At 63.4% G+C, this 23,811-nt stretch carries 19 protein-coding genes; 10 read left to right on the forward strand and 9 right to left on the reverse strand.

The window, feature by feature from the left end; all coding sequences use genetic code 11:
* Nucleotides 1-20: 20 nt before the first annotated feature.
* Nucleotides 21-1,580, reverse strand: coding sequence for a winged helix-turn-helix domain-containing protein (locus IVB42_RS14535; RefSeq protein WP_018458174.1), 1,560 nt, complete (start codon nucleotides 1,578-1,580; stop codon nucleotides 21-23).
* 420 nt (nucleotides 1,581-2,000) lie between these two features.
* Here IVB42_RS14535 and IVB42_RS14540 point away from each other — a divergent pair, with 420 nt between their 5' ends.
* Nucleotides 2,001-3,362, forward strand: coding sequence for an adenylosuccinate lyase family protein (locus IVB42_RS14540; RefSeq protein ID WP_018458176.1), 1,362 nt, complete (start codon nucleotides 2,001-2,003; stop codon nucleotides 3,360-3,362).
* 113 nt (nucleotides 3,363-3,475) lie between these two features.
* Complete coding sequence (locus tag IVB42_RS14545) at nucleotides 3,476-4,732, forward strand: aminopeptidase (protein WP_018458177.1); 1,257 nt, start codon at nucleotides 3,476-3,478, stop codon at nucleotides 4,730-4,732.
* Here IVB42_RS14545 and IVB42_RS14550 read toward each other — a convergent pair whose 3' ends face one another.
* A complete protein-coding gene (locus tag IVB42_RS14550) occupies nucleotides 4,733-5,125 on the reverse strand; it encodes a hypothetical protein (RefSeq protein ID WP_026233519.1) in 393 nt (130 codons plus the stop codon). It abuts the gene before it with no gap.
* 234 nt (nucleotides 5,126-5,359) lie between these two features.
* Here IVB42_RS14550 and IVB42_RS14555 point away from each other — a divergent pair, with 234 nt between their 5' ends.
* Complete coding sequence (locus tag IVB42_RS14555; RefSeq protein WP_018458179.1) at nucleotides 5,360-5,815, forward strand: cupin domain-containing protein; 456 nt, start codon at nucleotides 5,360-5,362, stop codon at nucleotides 5,813-5,815.
* A gap of 96 nt (nucleotides 5,816-5,911) precedes the next feature.
* On the opposite strand, the gene IVB42_RS14560 is transcribed toward IVB42_RS14555, so the two are convergent.
* From IVB42_RS14560 to IVB42_RS14580, 5 genes are all read right to left on the reverse strand, one after another.
* Nucleotides 5,912-6,961, reverse strand: a complete 1,050-nt coding sequence (locus IVB42_RS14560; RefSeq protein WP_018458180.1) for an amidohydrolase family protein — start codon at nucleotides 6,959-6,961, stop codon at nucleotides 5,912-5,914.
* A 116-nt stretch (nucleotides 6,962-7,077) separates the two neighbouring features.
* A complete protein-coding gene (locus IVB42_RS14565; RefSeq protein ID WP_018458181.1) occupies nucleotides 7,078-7,599 on the reverse strand; it encodes a hypothetical protein in 522 nt (173 codons plus the stop codon).
* A gap of 62 nt (nucleotides 7,600-7,661) precedes the next feature.
* Nucleotides 7,662-8,474 (reverse strand): MBL fold metallo-hydrolase, encoded by an 813-nt coding sequence (locus tag IVB42_RS14570; protein WP_018458182.1) that lies wholly within the window; start codon nucleotides 8,472-8,474, stop codon nucleotides 7,662-7,664.
* 121 nt (nucleotides 8,475-8,595) lie between these two features.
* Nucleotides 8,596-10,122, reverse strand: coding sequence for a hypothetical protein (locus IVB42_RS14575; protein WP_018458183.1), 1,527 nt, complete (start codon nucleotides 10,120-10,122; stop codon nucleotides 8,596-8,598).
* A complete protein-coding gene (locus tag IVB42_RS14580; RefSeq protein WP_026233520.1) occupies nucleotides 10,119-10,868 on the reverse strand; it encodes an ABC transporter ATP-binding protein in 750 nt (249 codons plus the stop codon). The genes IVB42_RS14575 and IVB42_RS14580 overlap by 4 nt, the downstream gene beginning before the upstream one ends.
* Before the next feature lie 263 nt (nucleotides 10,869-11,131).
* Between IVB42_RS14580 and IVB42_RS14585 the strand changes: the two genes are divergently transcribed.
* From IVB42_RS14585 to IVB42_RS14610, 6 genes are all read left to right on the forward strand, one after another.
* Nucleotides 11,132-12,007: a branched-chain amino acid ABC transporter permease gene (locus tag IVB42_RS14585; RefSeq protein ID WP_018458185.1), complete on the forward strand. Its 876-nt coding sequence runs from the start codon at nucleotides 11,132-11,134 to the stop codon at nucleotides 12,005-12,007.
* Between the two features lie 4 nt (nucleotides 12,008-12,011).
* A complete protein-coding gene (locus IVB42_RS14590; protein ID WP_018458186.1) occupies nucleotides 12,012-13,163 on the forward strand; it encodes a branched-chain amino acid ABC transporter permease in 1,152 nt (383 codons plus the stop codon).
* On the forward strand, nucleotides 13,160-13,918 hold the full coding sequence (locus tag IVB42_RS14595) for an ABC transporter ATP-binding protein (RefSeq protein WP_018458187.1): 759 nt from the start codon (nucleotides 13,160-13,162) through the stop codon (nucleotides 13,916-13,918). Before IVB42_RS14590 ends, IVB42_RS14595 begins: the two co-directional genes overlap by 4 nt.
* A gap of 4 nt (nucleotides 13,919-13,922) precedes the next feature.
* On the forward strand, nucleotides 13,923-14,711 hold the full coding sequence (locus IVB42_RS14600; protein WP_018458188.1) for an ABC transporter ATP-binding protein: 789 nt from the start codon (nucleotides 13,923-13,925) through the stop codon (nucleotides 14,709-14,711).
* 125 nt (nucleotides 14,712-14,836) lie between these two features.
* The gene (locus IVB42_RS14605; RefSeq protein ID WP_018458189.1) at nucleotides 14,837-16,675 is read left to right on the forward strand and encodes an AMP-dependent synthetase/ligase; all 1,839 of its coding nucleotides are present in this window, start codon (nucleotides 14,837-14,839) and stop codon (nucleotides 16,673-16,675) included.
* Nucleotides 16,676-16,754: 79 nt separating this feature from the next.
* Nucleotides 16,755-17,954: an ABC transporter substrate-binding protein gene (locus IVB42_RS14610; protein WP_026233521.1), complete on the forward strand. Its 1,200-nt coding sequence runs from the start codon at nucleotides 16,755-16,757 to the stop codon at nucleotides 17,952-17,954.
* Between the two features lie 162 nt (nucleotides 17,955-18,116).
* Here the strand turns inward: IVB42_RS14610 and IVB42_RS14615 are convergent, their stop codons facing one another.
* Together IVB42_RS14615 and IVB42_RS14620 are read right to left on the reverse strand one after the other, a co-directional pair.
* On the reverse strand, nucleotides 18,117-19,241 hold the full coding sequence (locus IVB42_RS14615; RefSeq protein ID WP_018458191.1) for a lysozyme inhibitor LprI family protein: 1,125 nt from the start codon (nucleotides 19,239-19,241) through the stop codon (nucleotides 18,117-18,119).
* 100 nt (nucleotides 19,242-19,341) lie between these two features.
* Nucleotides 19,342-20,073 carry a transglutaminase-like cysteine peptidase gene (locus tag IVB42_RS14620; RefSeq protein WP_018458192.1) on the reverse strand — a complete coding sequence of 244 codons (732 nt, stop codon included), beginning with the start codon at nucleotides 20,071-20,073 and terminating at the stop codon, nucleotides 19,342-19,344.
* Between the two features lie 729 nt (nucleotides 20,074-20,802).
* On the opposite strand from IVB42_RS14620, the gene IVB42_RS14625 reads away from it, so the two are divergent.
* Nucleotides 20,803-23,811: FecR domain-containing protein (locus IVB42_RS14625; RefSeq protein WP_247470517.1), on the forward strand; the 3,009-nt coding region annotated here is incomplete at its 3' end.

Genomic DNA, 23,811 nt, shown 5'->3' on the forward strand with positions numbered 1-23,811 from the left:
AGCGGGAGACGAGAAATTAGCTACCTCATCCCCGCGCGCCGCAATCCCTCGAGATAATGCTCGCGATCCTCGTCCCGCAGCATCGGCAGCTCGCGTGTGATCCAGGCCAGCGAGATGCCGGGCTGGGCGCGGCGCAAGCCTTCCAAGGCGGAAGCCGCGCGCGCGGAATCCCCTGACATACCGGCGGCGGCCGTCAGCACGCGATGCGCGCCGACGAAATCGGCGCGCTGCCGCATCGACTCGCGCGCCATCTGTGCGGCGCCTTCGTAATCGCGGCCGATGAACCGGGCATAGGCCGCGACGCCGCAATAGATTGCTGCGAGCGGGTCGCGCGGGCTCAGCCGCAGCGCGCGGCGCGCCGCGACATCGCCGTTCTGCCATCGTCCCGCGTAGCACAGCGTCACGCCATAGAAGGCGTGCGCCATCGCAAAGTTCGGATTGAGGTTCAGCGCCAGTTCGAACTCCGCCAGCGCGTCGTCGAAGCGGCGGCGGAATAGATAAGCATACGCCAGACCATGATGAGCCCAGGCATCTTCGCGATCGGCCTCCACCGCCGCGAGCGCGGCGCGCTCGGCGACCGGCACGGTCGGGGCCATGTCGGACCAGCCCATATGCGCGCCGAAGATGTGGCTGGTTGCGAGCAGGCCGAGTGCCTTGCCATAGGCGGGATCGAGCGCGACGGCCTCTTCGAGCAGTCCTTGCGCGGCGGCATTGTCCTCGCGGGTGATGCGCCAGTAATGCGACAATGCGCGCATCACAAGGTCCCAGGCATCCAGGCTTCCCGGCGGCTTCTGCTGGGCGCGAAAACTCTCGGCGGTATAGAGCTGCGGCTCGATCGCGGCGACGATCGCCTCGGTGATCTCGTCCTGCACCGCGAAGATGTCGGCAAGCTCGCGGTCGTAGCGTTCGGCCCAGAGATGGCTGCCGGTCGAGACGTCGTTGAGCTGCGCGGAGATACGCACGCGATCGCCGCTCCGCCGCACGCTGCCTTCGAGCACGTAGCGCACGCCGAGCTCGCGCGCGACCTCGTTCATGTGCACCGCGCGGCCCTTGTAGACGAAGGAGGAGTTGCGCGCGATGACGAAGAACCAGCGCAGCTTCGACAGCGCGGTGATGATGTCCTCGCTGATTCCGTCCGAGAAATAATCCTGCTCGCGGTCGCCGCTCATGTTGGTGAAGGGCAGCACCGCGATCGCGGGGCGGTCCGGTAGCGGCAGCGGGGCCCGTAGAAGCTTCGCTTCGAAATCGGATTCCGGCGCGGTTGCCCCACGCTTGGTTTCGACGTCGCCGACGAAACGAAAACCCTTGCGTGAGATGGTGCGGATCAGCGCCTGGCTCGCGCCGCTGTCTCCGACCGCCTTGCGTGCCGCATTGATCCGGCTGGTCAGCGTGGATTCGGAGACGCTGCGCCCGTGCCAGATCTTGTCGATCAGCTCGTCCTTGCTGACCACCCGATCGCGGTTCTCCATGAGGTGGACGACGAGATCGAAGACCTGTGGCTCCACGGCAACGGGAACCTGCTCGCGGCTCAGCTCGCGCAAGTCGGTATCGAGCAGGTGATCCCGGAACAGAAACTGCACGTCGAAAACTCAGACCTCAAGGCAACATCGGGCAATAATGAAAGCAAAACGGATTTCGGCTGATGTCTGTGAGTCCGCCGAGGGGCCTGCCCGGTTCACCACGATCGCGTGATGGCAGGCATGCAGTTTACGGGGAGGAATGCAACCTGGATTAGAATAAAGCCGTTTCGGCCGGATTGTCGCGATTTCCTCACGTCGTTGCGAGCAATCCAGCCTGCCGCCGCGGAGCCAGCGTGGATTGCTTCGTCGCAAGGGCTCCTCGCAATGACGGTGTTGAGGCAATGGCGTGCGGCAGCTGCCGACGTTGTCCTGGCCTTCGCGACGGCATCGAATGTGTGACGAATAGTGAATGTCCATTGCCGAACAGTTCCGTGTGCGTAAGCTGCCCTCACACAAAACACCAACCACGAAGAAACGCCCATGCCCGCTTTTCATGCCTCGACCACCGTGCTCGATTCCATGCTGTTCCGCGATGCCTTCGGCACGCCGCAGGTGCGGGAGGTGTTTTCCGATATCGCGACGGTCGCGCGCTATGCCGAGGTCGAGGTGGCACTGGCGAAGGCGGAAGCGAGATGCGGAGTGATTCCGCAGGACGCGGCCGATCAGATCGCCGCGCGGACCGATGTTGCCGCGCTGGATTTCGACCTGTTGCGGCAGGAGACCGATGTCGTCGGCTATCCGATCCTGCCGCTGGTGCATCAGATGGTGAAGCAATGCGGCGATGCCGGCCGCTATGTGCATTGGGGTGCGACCACGCAGGACATCATGGACACCGCCGTGGTGTTGCAACTGCGCGCAGGGCTTGAGATCGTCGAACGGGACATCGCGGGCTTGCGCAAGATCCTCGCCGATCTATCGAGGCGCTACCGCGACACGCCGATGGCGGGCCGCACCCATCTCCAGCAGGCGCTGCCGGTCACCTTCGGCTACAAGACCGCGATCTGGCTCGCGATGTTCGACCGCCACGCCGAGCGGATCAGTGAGTTGAAGCCGCGCGTCCTGGTCGGTCAGTTCGCCGGTGCCGCCGGCACGCTGGCCTCGCTCGGCGACAAGGGGTTCGAGGTGCAGGAAGCGCTCTGCGCCGAACTGAGGCTCGGCGTCCCCGCTTCGACCTGGCACGTCGCACGCGACGGTTTTGCCGAGGCCGTGAATTTCCTGGCGCTGGTCACCGGCTCGCTCGGCAAGATCGCGCTCGACATCATGATCATGGCCTCGACCGAATTCGCCGAGGTCTATGAGCCCTTTGTCAAGGGACGCGGCGCTTCCTCGACCATGCCGCAGAAGCGCAACCCGATCTCCTCGGAACTCATGCTCGCGGCGTCCAAGGCGGTGCGCCAGCATGCCGGCCTCATGCTGGATGCCATGGTGCAGGATTTCGAGCGCGCCACCGGGCCCTGGCACGCCGAATGGATGGCGATCCCCGAGAGCTTCGTGCTGACCGCCGGCGCGTTGCACCAGGCGAAATTCGCGCTCGCCGGCCTCATCGTGGATGAAAGCAAGATGAACGAGAATCTCGCCGTCAGCCGCGGTCTGATCGTGGCCGAAGCCGTCATGATGGGGCTTGCGCCGCAGATCGGACGGCAGGAGGCCCATGACGTGGTCTATGATGCCTGCCGGCTCGCCAATGAGAAAGGTCTTACGCTGGCGGACGCGCTGTCTTCCGACGCCCGCGTCTCTGTCAGAATCGACCGTGCCACGATCGAGGCGCTGACATCACCGAAAAATTACCTCGGCCTTGCTCCCGCCATGGTCGACCGGGTGCTGAAATCGGCAACGCGTTGAAAACCAAAATGCGCGAAACTGCGTATCTTTGGGGTGTCGCAAGGCACTCGCGCACTTGTGTCTCGCGATGCTAGACTTAAATTGAGCAAGAGACGTTCGGCAGAGGACCCGGCATGACTGATCAACGCATCACCTCCACTCCCATCGATCCCGTGAAGCTCGACCGGCTGGCCGAGGTGGCGGTGAAGGTGGGCCTGGGCTTGCGGCCGGGCCAGGATCTGCTCTTGACGGCACCTGCGATCGCGTTGCCGCTGGTGCGGCGGATTGCCGTGCATGCCTACAAGGCCGGCGCCGGCATCGTGACGCCCATTCTCTCCGACGAAGAGATGACGCTGGCGCGCTACCGCCACGGCCACGACGACAGCTTCGATCGCGCCGCCAACTGGCTCTACGAGGGCATGGCCAAGGCGTTCTCCAACAACACCGCCCGTCTCGCCATCGTCGGCGACAATCCGATGCTGCTGTCGGGCGAAGATGCTTCCAAGGTCGCGCGCGCCAGCAAGGCCAATTCCATGGCCTATCAGCCGGCGCTGGAAAAGATCGTCAATTTCGATACCAACTGGAACATCATTGCGTATCCAAGCCCATCCTGGGCAAAGCAAGTCTTTCCGAACGATCCTGAAGAGGTCGCGATCGGCAAGCTCGCGGACGCGATCTTCGCGGCGTCCCGCGTCGATCGCGACGACGCGCCGGCCAATTGGGCGAGCCACAATGCGGTGCTGCGCGAGCGCACCAACTGGCTCAACGGCCAGCGTTTCCGCGCGCTCCAGTACTCGGGACCGGGCACTGACCTCACCATCGGGCTCGCCGACGGCCATGAATGGGAAGGCGGCGCTTCGCTCTCCAAGAACGGCATCAGCTGCAACGCCAATATCCCGACCGAAGAGGTCTTCACCACGCCGCATTGCCGGCGCGTCTACGGCCATGTCGTGAGCTCGAAGCCGCTGTCCTACCAGGGCACGCTGATCGACAAGATCGCGGTGCGTTTCGAGGACGGCAGGATCGTCGATGCGAAGGCTTCGCGCGGCGAGGAGGTACTGAACAAGGTGCTCGATACCGACGAGGGCGCGCGCCGTCTCGGCGAGGTGGCCCTGGTGCCGCATTCCTCGCCGATCTCGCAGAGCGGACTGTTGTTCTACAACACGCTGTTCGACGAGAACGCTGCCTCGCACATCGCGCTTGGCCAGTGCTACTCGAAGTGCTTCGTCAACGGCGCGCAGCTCACGCCGCAGCAGATCGCCGCGCAAGGCGGCAACCAGAGCCTGATCCATATCGACTGGATGATCGGCTCGGCCGAGACCGACATCGACGGCATTCTCGCCGACGGCAGCAAAGTGCCGGTGTTTCGCAAGGGCGAATGGGCGAAGTAACTACGCAGCCGGGTTGCGCAGCATCGGGCTGTTGTCGATGCTGAAGCGGTTGAACAACGTCGTGAACGGGCTGCCGTCGGTGGCCCGCACGACGGCGTCGGAGGCCGCCACCGCATCGTAGAGCGCACCGACCGGATCATTCGCCTCGGGCAGGTCGAGGCCCCTGCGGATTTGCTCGGGGGCCTCGTTGACGTCGTCCTCGTCGTCGAGTGTCGCCTCGAGCGCATCCGCCGCCCGAAGCATCTCATGGAGGTCACCGCCGATCTGCCCGGGGCTTTCGATGCCGTCAACGGTGAACCAGGGCTCCTCTTCGGTTGCGAAGGAGACATCGAGGCTGCCGAGCCAGGCGACGACCTCGCCATGAGCTTTGAGAACCTCCGGGGTGAGGGGCATCGGCATGGCTCCTTCAGATGCTTCGCGCACTTTGTCGCACCCCGGAAAAGAAGGGTTCATGTGCTCGAAATTGCAGGGAAATTGCGACGTTAACCGTTTCGCGTCTGCAACTTGCGGCTGATTGTCGGGCCCTGCGTAAGAAAGAATTAAAAATCGGCTACTAGCGTTCCCGCCATCTTTGAACAATCCGGGCCGAGATCCGGGCAGGTCATATTTTATCCCCCGAGGAAACAGATGTCGCGCACATTGATTGAAATCAGTCATTGCAATGTAGATCTCGAGCTGCGGCCGATCGAGCCGTCCTGGATTATCGAAGGCAATCCGGTGTCGCGCTCGCACATCCTGTCCACCAGCGCCGACGGCACCGCTTCGACCATCATCTGGGCCTGCACCGAAGGGCGCTTCAACTGGTACTACGATATCGACGAGACGATCATGATCATGGAAGGATCGATCGTGCTCGAAAGCGACGGCATGCCGCCGAAGCGCTACGGCCCGGGCGACGTCATCTTCTTCCGCGACGGCGCGCATGCCAAATGGCATGTCGAAGGCCACGTCAAGAAGATCGCCTTCTGCCGCAAGACCAATCCCGTGATGATCGGCTTCCTGATCCGCGTCGTCAACAAGCTCAAGAAGATCTTCGTCGCCACCGGCGAGCGCCGTCCGGCCTCGCTGATGGGCGCAAATTAGAGTTCAAACAGTTCAAGGACGCTTCCCAGCGGTCACGACGGAACAGGGGCCGGGATCAACATCCCGGCCCCTGTTCTCGTCATGGTGCCAATCCCTTTAAGGCAAATCGAGCCGGTAGAAATTGCTCGCGGTCTGCGAGAACAACGCCGTCTTCTCGGTCTCGCTCAGGGGCGCCGCGATACGCTTGAACGTGTTGAAGATCACCTGGTAGCTGCACTGGCCCTTGTCCGGCGGGAAGTTGCTCTCGAACATCGCGCGCTCGGGTCCAAACGCCTCGATGCAGGTTTCGATGTAAGGCCGCCACGCCGCGGCAAGCTCCTTGGATGATGGCGGACTCGCGCGCAAATGGAAGTCGTAGCCGAGCAGGCACATCGCGAGCCCGCCGAGCTTCACCACCACGTTCTCGCATTTGGCGATCTCCCGGATCGAGGCGCGCCATTGCGGAAACACCTCCTCGCGTCGCCCCGCAAAGCGGCCGATTCCGGCCGGGCCGCCGCAATGGTCGAGCACGATCCTGGTGTCGGGAAATGCGCGGGCGAGCTCGGTCAGCTCGCCGATTTGCGGATGGAACAGCCGAGCGTCGAAGCTCAGGTTGAGCGGCGCGAGGCAGGCAAAGCCCTTGCGGAAGGTCGGGTCCTGCAGCAATCCCTGCGGCCGGCTCGCATACATGCCGGCGACAGCAGGATCCTGGTCCCAGGCCGAGGAATGCCGGATGCCGCGGAAGCGACCGTTGCCCGCCGCGATCTCGGCCTCCAACACGGGTTGTGCGGCATCGCCGAGCAGCAGATTGACGTGGCTGACGATGCCGGCGCAAATCGCGGCCTTGCCGTAACCGCCGCTGGCGCTCATCGCGGCGACGCCATTGGCGAACTCGACTTCGCCCACCGGCCGGAACGCCTCCGGCCCGTGCGCGCGATACATCGAGCGGCAATCGACATAGACGGTGGCGATGACGTTGTGGCCGGAGGCGATATCTGCCGCCATCTCCTCGATCAGATAGCGGTGCCCGCGATTCCAGAGATGGTGATGGGGATCGACGATCGGCCGTGAGGGATCGATGATCTCCTCCTGATGCAGCGCGAGCCAGTCCTCGCGCGGCTCGACGAATAGCCCGCTCGTGTTGGCGGGCAAACCGCTTGCAGCCATCGGCGTGCGCTCCCTTGATGTATGCTTCTTGTTTTGGGAGCCTAGCACCTCGTCCTCGCATGCACCAACGCGCGTTGCGCAATCGCGCCCGTCATCGCGGTACAGCGGCGCCGGCGTCAACCCTTGCGCCGCTTCGCCCTCACATCGACCACCAGCCGCCAATCGGTTGCGGTGGCCGGCTTGACCTCGCCGAGCCAGTGGAAGAAATCCTCGGTGACTTCCGTAAAACTCCAGCGCGTCAGGTCGCCAGCTTCGGTCGTGCCTTCCTGCACGATGTCGGCATCGCGTGGACGGCCGATCTGCTGGCGGAATATGCAGCGGCCGGGATCGAACCATGAAATCCGCCAGGCATCGATGGTCGGATCGTAGACCCGCAGCGTCGTGCCGTACCAATTGCCGGCGATCGGCAAGGCCGGGCTGCCGGCCGGGCGCGGAATGATCCAGACGTCTTGCACGGCGCGGCCCTCCAGCACCCAGCCGAAATGGATTTCGCCGGGCGCGGTGTGTTTCGTTCCATCGGGTCCATGGGCGGTGATCTCGGCGTCCCAATCGCCGACGAAGCGGCCATAAAGCTGGAGTGCCGCCGCGTGCTGGGGGTTCGGTCCGTCCGCGTGCAATAATCTCGCAAAGTCGGTCATGTCGATCTCCCTTTGCGGGAGATCAGCACGACCGGCCGGCAGCCGACTTGGAGAAAATTGCGTCACACCCCGTCGAGGATGATCACCGTCGGCTTCGACGGCAACGCATCTCGGGACATCCGGAAACTTCGTTCCATGCGCCGGTCGATCTCGAACTGCTGGCCGATGCGTTGCATGAAATCGTCGAGCGGGGTGGCGAAGCGGTGCATCGGCAGCACCACCGAGGCGCGCAGCCGCTTGGTGATCTCGGAGACGCCGTCGAGCGACATGGTGTAGGTGCCGTCGATCGGCACCATCACGATGTCGAGCCGCCCGATCTGGGCGAAGTGGCTGTCATCGAGCTTGTGGTGAAGATGGCCGAGATGGCCGATGCAGAGGCCCGCCACCTCGAAGATGAAGATGGAGTTGCCGTCACGGATCATGTCGGCGCCGGCATCGTCGCCGAAATAGCGACGGATGTCGGTCGTGACGTTGCGGATGAAGGTGTCGCCGATGCGCTCCGACACGATGGCCGGCTTGCCGTCCTCGCCCCAGCCATGCAGCACACGAGGAATGCGCTTGTCGGGATATAAAGAGTAGTGCGTGCTGTGGGCCCGGTTCATGGTGACGACATCGGGCAGCCGGCCCACCTGGTAGGCCCCGCTATAGTCGGTGGCGATGCGTAAGCCGCCGGGCGTGTCGATGAAATAGGTGGAATGGCCGGCATAGGTGATCTCGACCTCGGGCGCAGCCGCCGCCTGCCTGAACGCGACCGACATGAGGCGCGGCGCAGCATTCGCCATCGCCAAGCATTCGCTGCGCTGCGACTGCTGGGCGATGGCAGGTGAGAGGAATGCGCCGAACAGCGCCAGAGCGGCCGAAACCAGTCGTCGCATGAATTCATCCCCGATGACTTCAGGGGAAAGTCTAGCTTGCAATGCAGCGCGTGGCCAACAGCGCGCGATCAACAGCGCGTCAGTGTCGCACCGTCACGCCGCCCTATGATTCGCGCCTTTACTACTCCCGCCGCGGGCTGAACTTCCAGGTGAGGGCGACGAGGCTCGCGGTGATCAGGCTGCTGACGAGGCCGACGATGGGCAGCGTGAGCACCAGCGCGGCGCTGGCAGCCCAGCCGATCGAGGAGAACGCCTCGGCAAAGGTCGCAAGCCGCGACGAGGTCTGGCGGCGGCGGAATTGGCTGCGCCGGGCTTGCACCCGGAACCAGAGCTGGATTGCGGTGGCGGAGGCCGCACTGACGATGACCGCACCGGCGCTGACCGCGGCCTGGAACGCCGAGGCGAAAGCGAGCGCCGCGATCAGCGGGCAGAAGATGACGCCGATCGCGATCAGCACCACCTCTATCTTGGCGCGGATGACGCTGGACGGCGGCAATGGCGCGGTCGCAACCAGGTCGGGCGCGTCCTCGCCCGAGAGCGTCAGCCAGGCAAGCCCGCCGGCGAGTTGTCCCGCCGCCATGACGATGACGGGCGTGATCAGCGTCAGCGCCGCGGAGCTGTCGGCAAAGTTGCGCCAGAGCAGCAATGCCGGCGGCACCAGATAGAGCAGCTGCATCAGCGTCTGCGAGATCAGCCAGGGATCGCGCCAGAGCAGCGAAAATTCCTTGCGCCGTAGGGCATGCTGCCGCGATCCGCCGCGGAACGGGCGCTCCTTCGCGCTGCGACGGCCGGACGCGCCATAGGCGGCGGCATCGATCGCCGTGTCCGCAAAGCGGCCCGAGAAGATCGCCATGACGCCTCCGAGCAGCACGAGGCCGAGCGCCAGGAGCAGCAGCAGCGCTTCGGCATCCCCCATCGCCGCCCGCGCCGGCCACCACCAGATGCTGTCGGCATCGGGCGCGTAAGCGGCCAAGCTACCCGAGGTCAGGATGGTGAAGCGCGACAGCGTGCCGTAGGACATGATCGCCGCCACCTGGAGCGCGATCACGAAGCCGGCGCCGATGATGGCGGCGAGGATCTGGGCGACGAACCGTGTCCGCGCCGGACCGATCAGGCGGAACAGCAGGATGGTGACGGCGATCGCGATCGCTGCGGCCGACAGGCCCATCGCGACGACGACGCCGAACGCTGCAAGCCAGCGCGCGCCGCCCCCGAACACCAGCACGTCGATGAAGGGTGTCGAGAACAGCAGCGCCATCACCGTGATGGCGAGCGCGATCGCGGCGATGCGCACCGAGAACAGATTGGCCAGCGTCGCGGGTGAGGACATGATGAGGTCGAGATCGGCGCGTGCGTAGAACACCCGCGTCACCGATTCGATCGCCTGTGACAGCATCAGCGTCCAGGCCAGAAAAATTGTCGCCGAAATCACGATCAGCGAGGATTTGTCGAGCGGCAATTGCAGGTCGGCGAAGCGGCCGATCACCGCCCAGGCCGGGACGTGCAGCAGCGCCGCGAAGAACAGCAGGCCGATCACCGCGGCACGCGTTCGATTGCGCCGCCCGCCGGTCATCATGGCGAGCCATTCGCGCCAGGCGAGCCGGAGCTCGTGGCGGGCGAACCAGGACAGCGCGGTGGCCGAGCTCATGCGGCTTCCTGGAGGGTCACCAGCGCGATGAAGAGATCTTCCAGGCTGGTATCGGCGTGCCCGTTTTGCTGCCGGAGCTCAGTCAGCGTGCCCTCGGCAACCAGGCGGCCGGCTGCGATCACGCCGATGCGGTCGGCCATGCGTTCGGCGACCTCGAGGATATGCGTGGTCATGATGACGGTGCAGCCGGCGCGGACGCGCTCGCTCAGGAGTCCCTTGACATGGCGGGCGGAGACGGCGTCCAGTCCCGTCAGCGGCTCGTCGAGGATGATGAGGCGGGGATCGTGCACCAGGGCGCCGGCGAGGGCGACCTTCTGGCGCATGCCCTTGGAAAAGCCCTCGCAGCGTTCGTGCCGGTGCGGCTCGAGCCCGAGCGAGTTCAGGAGCTCCGCGGCGACCGGTTCCGAGGCCGATGGTGCGATGCCCCACAGACCGGCTACGAACTCGAGATATTCGAGCGGCGTGAGCTTGTCATAGATCATGGGCTCGTCGGAGACCCACGCCATCACCTGCTTGGCGGCGACGGGGTTTTGGAGCGCATCGATGCCGAAGATGGAGACCGAGCCGGCATCGGGCCGCAAAAGGCCTGCAACCATGCGCAAAGTGGTGGTCTTGCCGGCGCCGTTGGGGCCGACCAGCGCATAGAATTCGCCGGCATGGATGGTGAGATCGAGGTTATCGACCGCCAGACGGTCAAAACACTTCGTTAACCCCATGACTTCGAGCGCCGAGTCGTCCCGCTTCATCACGGCCACACCTTGCGGTTTTGCATCGCTCGCGACCATGCCCCGAAGATGTTTCGGCACCGTGAATCGCGCTGCCGCAAATTCCGTCATCCGGATTGGACTAATGGCAAGTCACCGTTTGTTGACAGCGCTTGGCGGTTCAGGCTGAATTGGTGAAGGGACGAATGGCGCGAACGCAGCGAAACGACTGCGTAGCGACTGAACACAAGATGCGGCAAGGCGGTCAGGAAGAACCGCCGGTTGTATCGGGAGGATGCGCGACGATGCTGGATTTCGTTCAGCAGCTGGTCAGCGGTGTTGCGCTCGGCTGCGTCTACGGCCTGATCGCGCTCGGCTTCGTGCTTGTCTACAAAGCCACCGAGGTCGTCAATTTCGCCCAGGGCGATTTGATGATGCTGGGCGGCTTCTTTGCCTTCACCTTCATCGGCATGATGGGGCTGAACTACTGGATCGGCTTTGCCGGTGCGGTGGCGGCGATGGCGCTGTTCGGCATGCTGGCCGAGCGCGTGGTGGTGCGGCCGATCCTCGGCTATCCGCAATTCTCCATCATCATGGCCACCATCGGGCTCGGCTATTTCCTGCGCTCGATCGCAGGCATGATCTGGGGGACCGATGATCTGAAGATCGAGACGCCGTTTAGCCAGGGCGTGCTGCGCATCGGCCCGCTGGTGCTCGCCTACGACAAGCTCTCGGTGATCGCGGCGACCATGATCCTGTGCACGCTGCTCTATCTGTTCTTCAACAAGACCACGCTCGGCACTGCGATGCGCGCCAGTTCCGAGAACATGCTCGCGGCCTATTACATGGGCATTCCGGTCAAGCGCGTGGTGTCGATCGTCTGGGCGATCAGCGCGGCGGTCGCGACCTGCGCCGGCGTGCTGCTGGCGCCGATCACCTTCATCCATTCCAATGTCGGCCTCGTGCTCGGCCTCAAGGCGTTTCCGGCCGCCGTGCTCGGCGGCTTCGGCTCGATCCCCGGCGCCGTGGTCGGCGGCGTCCTGATCGGCGTCATCGAGAGCATGGCGGGCTTCTATCTGGCCGAGGGCTGGAAGGACGTCGCGCCCTACATCGTGCTGCTCGCCGTGCTCTTGCTCAAGCCCGAAGGCCTGTTCGGCCTTCACGTCCGCAAGAAGGTCTGAACGCATGCGCTTCCTGTTCAAGACCGACTACGAGGACGACATCAGGCTGTTTCCGCATTCGGGCTATTACGTCTCATACGGTCTCCTGCTGGCCGTGCTGCTGATCGCGCCCTATGTGCTCTCCAGCTATCTGATGAGCCAGCTCGTCTTCGTCTGCATCTATGCGACCGTCGGCGTGGCGCTGCTGATCCTGACCGGTTTCACCGGGCAGGCCTCGCTCGGGCACGCGGCGTTCCTCGCGATCGGCGCCTACACGGCGGCGTACTTGCAGACGTACAACGTGCCGTTCCCGGTCTACTTCCTCGCCGCAGGCCTTCTGTCCGGTTGCATTGGCGCGTTGGTCGGCTTTCCCGCGCTGCGGCTCCAGGGCATCTACCTCGTCATCGCCACTATCTCCTTCGCCTTGATCGTCGAGGAGATCCTGGCGCGTTGGGAGAGCGTGACCCACGGCAACGAGGGCATGCGGGTGAAGACGCTGTCGCTGCTCGGCGTTGCGGTGCCGCGCGACAGCCCCACTTTCTATTTCCTCTGCCTCGCCGTGCTGGTGCTGACCATCGTCGGTACGCTCAATCTGCTGCGTTCGCCCACCGGGCGCGCCTTCGTCGCGATCCGCGACAGCGAGACCGCTGCGCGCAGCATGGGCGTCAATGTCGCGCTGTACAAGGTGAAGTCCTTTGCGATCTCCGCGGCGATCACCGGCTTCGCCGGCGTGTTGTTTGCGCACAAGCTCTCCTTCATCTCGCCGGAGATGTTCACGCTCCAACTCTCGATCGAGTTCATCATCGTAATCCTGATCGGCGGCACCTTCAGCCTGCACGGCGCGGTGCTGGGGGCAATCTTCATCGTGATGATCGATCCGTTCCTGACCTACCTCAAGGACGACATGCCCGGCATCATCGCCGGCATTGCAGCGACCTTCGGAGCGGGCACGCAAGCCGCAGCCAATGTCCAGTCCAAGGTCGCGGCCTTTGCCTCGCTCAACGGCCTGAAAGGCGCGATCTACGGCATCATCATCGTATTGTTCGTGCTGTTCGAGCCGCTCGGGCTTTACGGCCGCTGGCTCAAGATCAAACTCTTCTTCCAGCTGTTCCCGCTCTACAAGCGCGCCACCTTCAAGCGGCAGAAGATCTACGTGAAGTCGGAGCGCAACCGATGAGCTATTTTCGCGCCGAGAACTTGTCCCTGCATTTCGGTGGGCTGAAGGCCGTCGATGCGGTGTCGTTCGCGGTCGAGAAGGGCGAGATCCTCTCGATCATCGGGCCCAACGGTGCCGGCAAGAGCTCGATTTTCAACCTGATTTCGCGGATCTACCGCCCGACCTCGGGTCGCATCTTCTTCGAAGACCAGGACATCACGGAGCAGCCGCCCCACGACATCGCAAGGCTCGGCATCGCCCGCACGTTCCAGAACATCGAACTGTTCGAGAATGCGACGGTGTTGTCGAACCTGTTGGTCGGCCGCCACCGGCATTCGACCACGCAGCTTTGGCAGGAGCTGTTGTTCCTGCCGGGCGTGCGCGCCGACGAGAAGGTGCATCGCCGCAGGGTCGAACAGGTCATCGAATTCCTCGATCTCGAGCCCTACCGCGACAAGCTGATCTCGGGTCTGCCTTACGGCGTGCGCAAGGTGATCGAGCTGGCCCGCGCGCTGTGCTCGGAGCCGAAGCTGATCCTGCTCGACGAGCCGTCCTCCGGCCTCAACGTGGAGGAGACCGACGACATGTCGTTCTGGATCCGCGACCTGAAGAGCGAGCTCGGCGTCACCGTGCTCATGGTCGAGCACGATATGTCGCTGGTCAACCGCGTCTCCGACCGCGTCATCGCCCTGAACTACGGCCGGGTGCTGGCGATGGGCTCGCCCGCCGAAGTGCAACAGCACCCCGATGTCGTTGCCGCCTATCTGGGAGCCTGACGCGATGGATGCCGTGGTAACACCAGACATCATCCTGAAACTCTCCAACATCGAGAGCTATTACGGGCCGATCATGGCCATCCGCGGCATCTCGCTCGAAGTGCCGCGCGGCCGCATCGTCACGCTGCTGGGCGCCAACGGCGCCGGCAAGACGACGGTGCTGAAGACGATCTCGGGCATTCTCGATCCGCAGAAGGGCGCCATCGAGTTCATGGGCAAGTCGATTCAACGCATGGAGGCGGACAGGATCGTGCGGCTGGGCCTCAGCCACGTGCCGGAGGGACGCGAGGTGTTCCCGTTCCTCTCCGTGCGCGAGAACCTGATGATGGGGGCCTATCCGCGCAAGGATCGTAACGGCGTTGCGGACGATCTGGAGCGCGTCTACGGCTATTTCCCGCGGCTGAAGGAGCGCATCAACCAGCCGGCCGGACAGCTCTCCGGCGGCGAGCAGCAGATGCTCGCGATCGGCCGCGCGCTGATGAACCGGCCGACTCTGTTGCTGCTCGACGAGCCCTCGCTTGGGCTGTCGCCGATCCTGGTGAAGGAAATCTTCGCGATCATCCGGCGCGTCAACGAGGAGCAGGGCATGTCGATCCTGCTGGTCGAGCAGAACGCCAAGGTGGCGCTGGAGACGGCGCATTATGGCTATGTACTGGAGACCGGCCGGATCGTGATGAACGACAGCTGCGACCGCTTGATGCATTCGAAGGACATCCAGGAATTCTACCTTGGCGCCAAGGAAGCGGGCGCACGAGGCGAGCGGCGCTGGAAAAAGAAGAAGACTTGGCGTTAGAGGAAGACTTGGCGTTAAGGGAAGACTTGGCGTTAGAAAAAGCCTTAAATACCAAAGCCCATCCGCCAATATAGACCGCCGGCAAGGCAGGCAGCGGAGGGGAACGCGACAGGGAGGAGACGTGCATGGCCCGACCGGCGGTGCTGACGGTCGCTGACACGATCGCGAAAAGCTTTTTGCGCGCCGCGGAGACGCGGGGCGACAGGCCGGCTATACGCGAGAAGAAATTCGGGATCTGGCAGCCGACCAGCTGGCGCGAATGGCTGGAGATCTCGAAGGAGGTCGCCTACGCGCTGCATGCCATCGGCTTCAGGCCCGGCGACGTTGCTTCCATCATCGCCAACGCCGTGCCGGAATGGGTCCATGTCGACATGGGCATTCTGTGCGCCGGCGGCGTCTCTTCCGGGATCTATCCGACCGATGCCTCATCCCAAGTCGAATATCTCGTCAACGATTCCCGGACGAAGGTGATCTTCGCCGAGGACGAGGAGCAACTCGACAAGATCCTGGCCTGTCGCGCACGCTGCCCGTCTCTGCGAAAGATCATCGTGTTCGACATGGAGGGCCTCAGCGGCTTCTCCGATGAAATGGTGATGTCGCTCGACGAGTTTCGCGCGCTCGGGCGCAACCACATGGCCGGCCGCGAGGCGCTGTGGCAGGAGATGGTCGACAGTCGTAGCGCAAGCGATCTCGCGGTCCTCGTCTATACATCCGGCACCACGGGTCCGCCCAAGGGCGCCATGCACGCCAACCGTAGCGTCACGCACCAGATGCGGCACGCCAACGATTTCATTCCGGCGCGCGAGAACGAGGACCGGCTGATCTTCCTGCCGCTTTGCCACGTCGCCGAACGGATCGGCGGCTATTACATCTCGGTCGCGCTTGGCTCGGTGATGAATTTTGCCGAGAGTCCGGAGACTGTGCCGGACAATCTGCGCGAGGTGCAGCCGACCATCTTCCTCGCGGTGCCGCGGATCTGGGAGAAATTCTATTCCGCGATCACCATCGCGCTGAAGGATGCGACGCGGTTGCAGCAATGGGTCTACCGCCGCGCCATCGACATCGGCTATCGCATGGTCGATTGCAGGATTGAAGGCAAGCCGCCGCCGCTGCCGTTGCGGCTCGCCAACGGCATCGCTTACCGGGTCGTCTTCCGCAACATCCGACGCATGATCGGGCTCGACCGTTGCCGCATCGCCTTCACCGGCGCGGCGCCAATCGCGCCGGAGCTGATCCGCTGGTATCTCGCGCTCGGCATCGACATTCACGAGGTCTACGGCCAGACCGAGAATTGCGGGGTCGCCACCATGATGCCGGCGGAGCGGATCAAGCTCGGCTCGGTAGGCAAGGCGGTTTCCTGGGGCGAAGTCGCGCTGTCACCCGAGGGGGAAATCCTGATCAGGGGCGACTTCCTGTTCATGGGCTACCTGAACCAGCCGGAGAGGACAGCCGAGACCATCGACCATCGCGGTTGGCTGCATACCGGCGACGTCGGCACCATCGACAATGAGGGCTTCGTCCGCATCACCGACCGGATGAAGGACATCATCATCACCTCCGGGGGCAAGAACATCACGCCGTCCGAAATCGAAAATCAACTGAAATTCTCGCCCTACATCTCGGATTCCGTGGTGATCGGCGACAAGCGGCCATACCTCACCTGCCTCGTGATGATCGACCAGGAGAATGTCGAGAAATTCGCGCAGGACCACGACATCCCCTTCACCAATTATGCCAGCCTGTGCCGCGCGGCGGAGATCCAGGACCTGATCTGGCGCGAAATCGAAACGGTCAATGCCAATTTCGCCCGCGTCGAGACCATCAAGAGATTCTATCTGATCGAACGCCAGCTCACCCCGGAGGACGAAGAGCTGACGCCAACCATGAAGCTGAAGCGCGGCTTCGTGAACAAGCGTTATGCCGCCGAGATCGACGCGATGTATCCGGCGCGGGCGGTGGCTTGAACAATCTTGTTTGAATAACAGGGAAGGAGTGAAGGCCCCACCCTTCGCATCATAAGGGCCCCAAGGAGAGGAGACTTCAATGTCGAGATCGTTGAAAACGTTCGGCTTTGCGGCAGGCGCGGTGGTGCTCACCTGTCTGCCTGCCGCGGCGCAGACCAAGGTCACCAATGAGGGCATCTCGGCCTCCGAGATCGTCATCGGCACCCATCAGGATCTGTCGGGGCCGATCAAGGGCTGGGGTGTGCCAGTCTCGAACGGCATGAAGATGGCGGTCGAGGAGATCAACGCCGCCGGCGGCGTCCAGGGGCGGAAGATTCGGCTTGTCGTCGAGGACAGCGGCTACGATCCGAAGAAGGCCGTGCTCGCGTCGCAGAAGTTGATCGAGCGCGACAAGATCTTCGCGATGGTGGGGCCAATGGGCTCGCCGACCGTGCTGGCGGCGCAGGATATCCTGCTCGACGCCGGCGTGCTTCAGCTCTTCCCGCTGACGGCGGCGGAGTTCACGTTCAAGTTCGATCCCGCCAAGCCGCAGGAGCGGCTGAAGTTCAACAATCTGCTGCCCTATGTCGAGAGTACGCGGGCGGCGCTGAAATACATGATGGAGTGGAAGAACTTCAAGAAACCCTGCATCATGCATCAGGACGACGAGTACGGGAAGAACGTGCTCGACGGCTTCAACCAGCAGCTTACTGCCATGAAGGTGCAGCCGGCCTCGATCACGAGCTACAAGCGCGGTGCCTCCGACTTCAGCGCGCAGATCGCCAAGATGAAGTCCGACAGCTGCGACCTCGTTGTGCTCGGCGCTGTGCTCCGTGAGCCCATCGGCGCGATGACGGAAGCCAAGAAGCTCGGCTGGGAGGTCACCTTTCTCGGCGCGACGCCGACCAACGTGATGGAGGTGCCCATGCTCGGCAAGGAGGCGGTCGAAGGCCTCTATGCTGCGTCCGGATTCGAGATTCCCTATGAGGACACCGCAAAGGGCAAGGTGAAGGACTGGCTGGTCAACTACAAGAAGATGTTCAGCACCGATGCCAACACGCAGGCCATCATTGGCTACAATGCGGTGATGACGTTCGCGTTTTACGCCAACAAGGCGGGCAAGGATCTGACCGGCCAGAAGATGCTGGACGCGCTGGAATCGGGCGACAAGTTCCTCGACATCTTCAACTCGCCGCCGACCAAATTCTCCAAGACCGACCACCTCGCCAACACCATCACCCAGGTGCAGCAGGTCAAGGGCGGCCGCTGGGTTCTGGTGAAGGACAATCTGATGTTTTGATTTCTTCGCCTCTTCCCGCATGCGGGGAGAGGCGGGAATTTGCGCAGCAAATTTCCCGGTGAGGGGGCTCTCCGCGAGTCTAACTGTCACCGGATTCGCTGAAGCAGCCGCTCACCCCAACCCTCTCCCTGCGAAGAGCGGGGAGAGGGAGAGCACACAGCCCTACGATCCCCCACCTGCGGTGCCTGAATTCACCGGGGCCAGTTCGTCTTCCCGGCAGCGCCAGCCATCGGCGGCTTTGACAAATGCAAACGTGCGCTGGATCCGCAGGCGGCGTGTGACGTTGAAGGCGTCCGTGGAGCGCTCCTTGTTGCCGACGCCGGGCTGCGGACGACCCGTTCTGGCATCCCAGCAGGTGCCCGTACAGGTCGTGGCGATCTTGCTGCAGGTGGCGAAGGGCGCCAGCACGGCCATCTCGATCTCGCCCGTGACCTGCGCTTCCTGCTCGCCCACCTGGCTGTCGAGTGCGTAGACGCGGTTGATGCGGAGGAAGTTGCCGCAGGAATTGGCCGCGTGGATTCGCGCGGCGCAGAAATCGACGGCATCGGTGTCGGGCGAGTGGGCTGCGACCTGCCGGCCGAACACCTTCTTCGGATCGCCTTTCGCCGTGCCAATCTCGTCAGCCTTGTGCTTCAGATAGCCGGCGAGACAGTCCTCCGCGGACTCGAGCTCCCCGAGCGGCACGTTCTCCTTGCCAACCAGATTGCATTTGCGATCGCGCTCCCGCGTCCACCGGCCGTATTCGGCGAAGGCAAAGCGCGCCGCGGTCGGATCGAGCTTGCCGATCAGGCCGAGAACCTGGCTGTTCAACTCAGTCTCGGCCAGCGCCAGCGACGGGTCCGCACAGATCAGCGCGCCCGCGGCGGTGTTGGCGGCGAGACAGTCGAAATCCGGATCGCGTACGATCGCTGCGCGCTCATCGGTCACCTTGAGAAGACATGCCTTCACCCGGTCGAAATCTTCGGCGCGGATCGCGGTCTGGCCGACGATGCCGCAACCGAGATTGCGCTGGCGGATCCAGATCGCGTTCTCCTCGATCCCGGGCAGGCGATCGGGCAGGCGGGCAAGCCGCGCCTCGATTCCCGTGCTCAGCTTCTCGGCGGCGGCGGCAAGCTCGGCATCACCGCAGAACAATTGATTGCCGGGATCGCGGATCTGCTGGCAGTTGTTCCTGGCGAACAGCGGCAGCCTGTCGGCGACGGAGCGGTCGGACGGGCTGGATTGCGCGAAGCCTGGAGCCGCCGGCAAGGCCAGCAGCGCAAGCATAGTCAGCACGATGAACCGCATTCCAGTCGCCCCCGCATAGCCGCGGGCATGCTAGCGTCCCGAATCGCGCGGCGAAATGACTTTGTGGGGTAAGCGTACTTTATACCGGGCTACAACAAGATCAACGCGCCTCGGCGGCGATCATCGAGAACCGCACGGGCTCGTCGACATATTTCAACACGGCCGACTGGTAGAGCACGAACAGCGGCTGGTAGCTCCGTGCAGCGTCGTCCTCGACCATTGCCATGCGACGGTTGTCGAGCATCAGCCAGTGGCCGTCGAGCCGTGCAGCGGCAATCGCATGCTCTTCGCCGGCCCTGAGGTCGCGCACCACGACGATGCGGAGATCTTCCGCGGCAATGCCCGCGAGCTTAAGAGCGGCGAGCTTGGCAATGGCATAGTCCTCGCAATCCCCGGCGCCACGCGCGAAGGTCGCGAGCGGCGAGCTCCAGACGTCCTCAGAACCGTCATCGGCGGCGCGGATGCCGAGGTTGATGGCGCGATTGGTTTCGCCCAGCCGGGCGCGGCCGTCACGGCTGCGGGCCTGGTCGACGATCGCGAGCAGTTTCAGCGCAGCGGGCGAAGCGCAATTGTCCCGATCGCCGTCGCACAGGGCGAGCTGCACCATGTCATCGTCGAGCCTGGACCTCAGGGCGAGCCATTTCTGTTGCAGGCTGCCGGCGGAGATGGCGAAGGCGAACACGCCGAACGGCTCGGCGGATTTGCGCACGAGGACGCCGGCTCCCGGCGATAGTAGCGTGCCAGCGCGAAGCTCGGCGGCCGATCCGAGTAGGATCAATCCGCACAGCACAAGGATAGCGCGCCAAGCGCGCGAACGAGCAGCGGTCTCCATCTGACATCCCCTTCCGGCTTCGCCAGGTCCCCCTCGACCTGCACGTGCCGGGCTTTGTTGCTTTCGCGGAGATAGTGCGAGGCGGGCGGTTTTGTTCTGCTTAACGCGCCCGGCCTGGGGTCCCAAAACCGGGCAACAGGCTGAAACGGGCCTGCTCATATTGCGTAAAATTTTACGATTCGCCGGCTAGGAGGGCGGCAGTTGCCGCGAAGAGGGACCAATTGCAGGCAGAAGTTGTTGTGGAACTGATTCTGCGCCTTATGGCTAACGGCTGGCTATTTCGTGAGTTCTGTTAGCTGGATCACAGATTTGGCCCCGTATTTGCCGCAGGGTGGTGCGGGGCACCACGAACAAAAGATGACAGAAGTATCTATTGCCAGATTTCTGCAATAAAATACATGAGGTTACTGAAAATGAGCGAAAATAAGCGCTACTTTACTTATGAGTATTTGAAAGATTACTTTGGCTTCCCTGCAGGTGCCCAGCCGTCCGAGAGCATCGACCGCTTGGTGATGCGAAATCACACAAGCAATAGGTGGTTTCGCTAAGGACTTGGTAATGATATGCAAGTTTAGGCGAGCGATACTTACTTAGATTTTAACTCCTTTTTTGGTGCCCGGATTGAATTACGCTGGCAAATTTGACGCCGCGATTTCCTTGGACGGCTTGGGTTCCCGATCGCCCGCCGATGGCCATGTCGATTCCTTTACTGCGAAGGCACACGGCCACGTGCCCGATGGCGCATTCGTGGTTCCCGACCCGAACCTGATCTTCAACGGCGATTTCAAGCGCGCCGGTCTCGATCTCGTGCTGTCTCATGATGGGCACGATTTCGTCGTTCACGATTATTTCAGGGGCGACAAGCGCGCGGCGATCGCCTCGCCCGACGGCGCGCACCTCACCGGCGACGTCGTCAACGCACTCACCGGCCATGTGCAATACGCGCAGGCCGCCTCAGGCATTGCCGCCGCGCAGGTCATCGGCCACGTCACCAAGCTCTCCGGCAGCGCGACCGCGGTCCGTAACGGCGTCTCCGTCATCCTGAACAATGGCGACAACGTCGAGAAGGGCGACGTGGTCTCGACCGGCGGCGACTCGACGCTCGGCATTACGTTCATCGACGGCACGGTGTTCGGCCTGTCCTCCAATGCGCGGATGGTGCTGAACGATATGGTCTACGACCCCAACGGGTCGAACAATTCCTCTCTGCTCAGTCTGGTCGCAGGCACCATCACTTTCGTTGCCGGTGAGACCGCTAAGCACGGCGACATGAAGGTCGACACGCCGGTCGCCACCATGGGCATCCGCGGTACGGCGGTGCTGAGCCAGATCAACTTCGTCGTTCCCGCTGGCGGCGGCGATCCGCAGCCGCAGGCAAGCTTCCAGGTGCTGGTCGAGCCGAACGGCACGACGGGCTCCTACATCCTGTTCGACAAGGTCACGCTGCTGCCGATCGCGACGGTCAACCAGGCCGGCCAGATGATCCAGATCAGCGGCGGCAACGTCTCGATCTCCAATGCGCTGATGTCGCCGGACATCCAGAAGCTGATCACGGACGTGTTCACGCTGAAGTTCACGGACAACAACAGCAACACCAAGCTGACCCAGAACTTCACCGACTCGATCACGCAGACCGGCAACATTGTCTTCATCAAGACGGATACCGGTGCCACCGCGACCGCGACCTTCACGCATCTCCCTGAGCCGGGATCGCAGGGGACCGGCCATAATCCGTCGACCAGCACCCGCATTCCCGGCCCGCCCGTTCGTCAAAGCCTCGATCTCAACGGCAATGTGAAGACGGCGTTCGAGATGATCGAGCGCGCGGGCACGACCGGCGACACAACTCATTACGATACCATCTCCGGTCGCATCACCTTCGTCGATCAAAACCTGGCCGATCTGCCAACGGTGAGCATAGACCTCGGCGATGCGCCGAACTTTGTCTACAAGAACGCCGGCCAGCAGGATGTCACCGGCGCGCTCTCTGCGCTCCAGAAGCAGGACATCGCGGCAACGCAGATCCAGCTCAGCGTGGCCGCAGCCGCCGGTAACAACAACAACGGCTCGGCGGTCTGGACCTACACGATTCCCGACCACGTCTTCGACTTCCTCGCGGCGGGCGAAACGTTGACGCTGACCTACAAGGTCCGCGTCAACAATAATTTCTCGGTCAATCCCGAAACGTCGACCATCGACATCACCATCACGATCACCGGCACCAACGACAAGCCGGTGATCACCACCAGCGTTCCGACCATCATCTTCGAAGGCGGCACCAGCGTGCCGGGTGGCCCGCTCACCAGCGATGTTCCCACGTCGGGCACGCTGAGCTTCGACGACGTCGATCTCACCGACAAGCATACGGTGTCGGTGGCGTTGAGCAGCGCGACCCTGCCTGACGGCACCGTTCCGCCGGGGCCGCTTGCGGCGTTCCAGAGCGCGATGTCGGTCGCGATCGCGGCGGGCGCCGATAGCACCGGAGACGGCACCGGCACCATCAACTGGTCGCTGGCTGACCTGCCGGTCTATCTCGCCGACTTCATCCCCAAGGGTGAGGTGCTGACGCTGGTCTACACCGTGACGCTCAAGGACGCGCAAGGCGCCACCTCGCAGCAGACCATCACCGTCACGATCACCGGCACCGACGCTCCCGCCGTGGTGTGGATCGCGACCGACAAGCCCGGCGCTCCCTCGGGCGGCTTCTGGAAGGATGCGGCCAACTGGGCAACCGGCACGGTCCCGACCATCAATGACGACGTCATCGTCATCACCGACCAGCTGCATGGGCTGACGCCGTCCTATCCGGTGACGATCGACACGGCAGCCTTTGCCAAGTCGATCACGATGAACGACTACGACACCGCGGTCGGCCACAAGGCGCCGGAAGTCATCAACAAGAGTGCGTTGACGATTGCGGGCGAGATCAGCCTCAAGGCCGATTCGAAGCTCACCAATTTCACGGCAAGCACGATCTCGGTTGGTGGCAAGGCTGAGTTCCTGGACAGCAGCGTCCTCACCAATGCCGGCTACCTGACGCTCAAGGGCGGCGGCGATTTCGCCAACGGCACCACAATCACCAATTCCGGCACGATCGAGCTGTTCGGCGGCACGCTGAAGACGCTCGCCGGAATTAACAATGCCGGCGGCACGCTGAAGGCCGATGCCGGCACGACGCTGATCGTCGACACCGCCACCATCAGCGGCGGCACGGTCACCATCGCCGGCACGCTGGAACTCGACGGCAGCAGCGTCCTCAAGAACGGCACGCTGAACAATTCAGGGGCGGTCAACGTCAAGGGCACGGCGGATTTCGCCCACGAGACCGTCGCAAACACGTCCGGCGGCACGATCAAGGTGCTGGCGAATGGCTGGCTGACGATCGACCAGGGCTCCGGCGTCGCCAACACCGGCAACGTCACGGTGGACGCCACCGGCAAGCTGACGGTCAACGGCGCCACGATCAGCGGCACCGGCACGGTCACCGGCAACGGTGAGATTGATCTCACCGGCGCTGCGGTGCTGAGCGGCAGCATCCTGAACAACAACGCGGTCTTTAAGGTCAGCGGCACCGGCAACGTGCTGGACCACGAGACGGTCACGAATGCGAGCACCGGCACGATCGAAGTGCTGGCGAACGGCGCGCTGACGATCGACCAGGGCTCGACGGTCGCGAATGCCGGTAACGTCACGGTCGATGCCAACGGCAAGCTGACAGTCAATGGCGCCACGCTCAGC

Source organism: Bradyrhizobium sp. 45, from assembly GCF_023073155.1.
Taxonomy (GTDB): Bacteria; Pseudomonadota; Alphaproteobacteria; order Rhizobiales; family Xanthobacteraceae; genus Bradyrhizobium; species Bradyrhizobium canariense_D.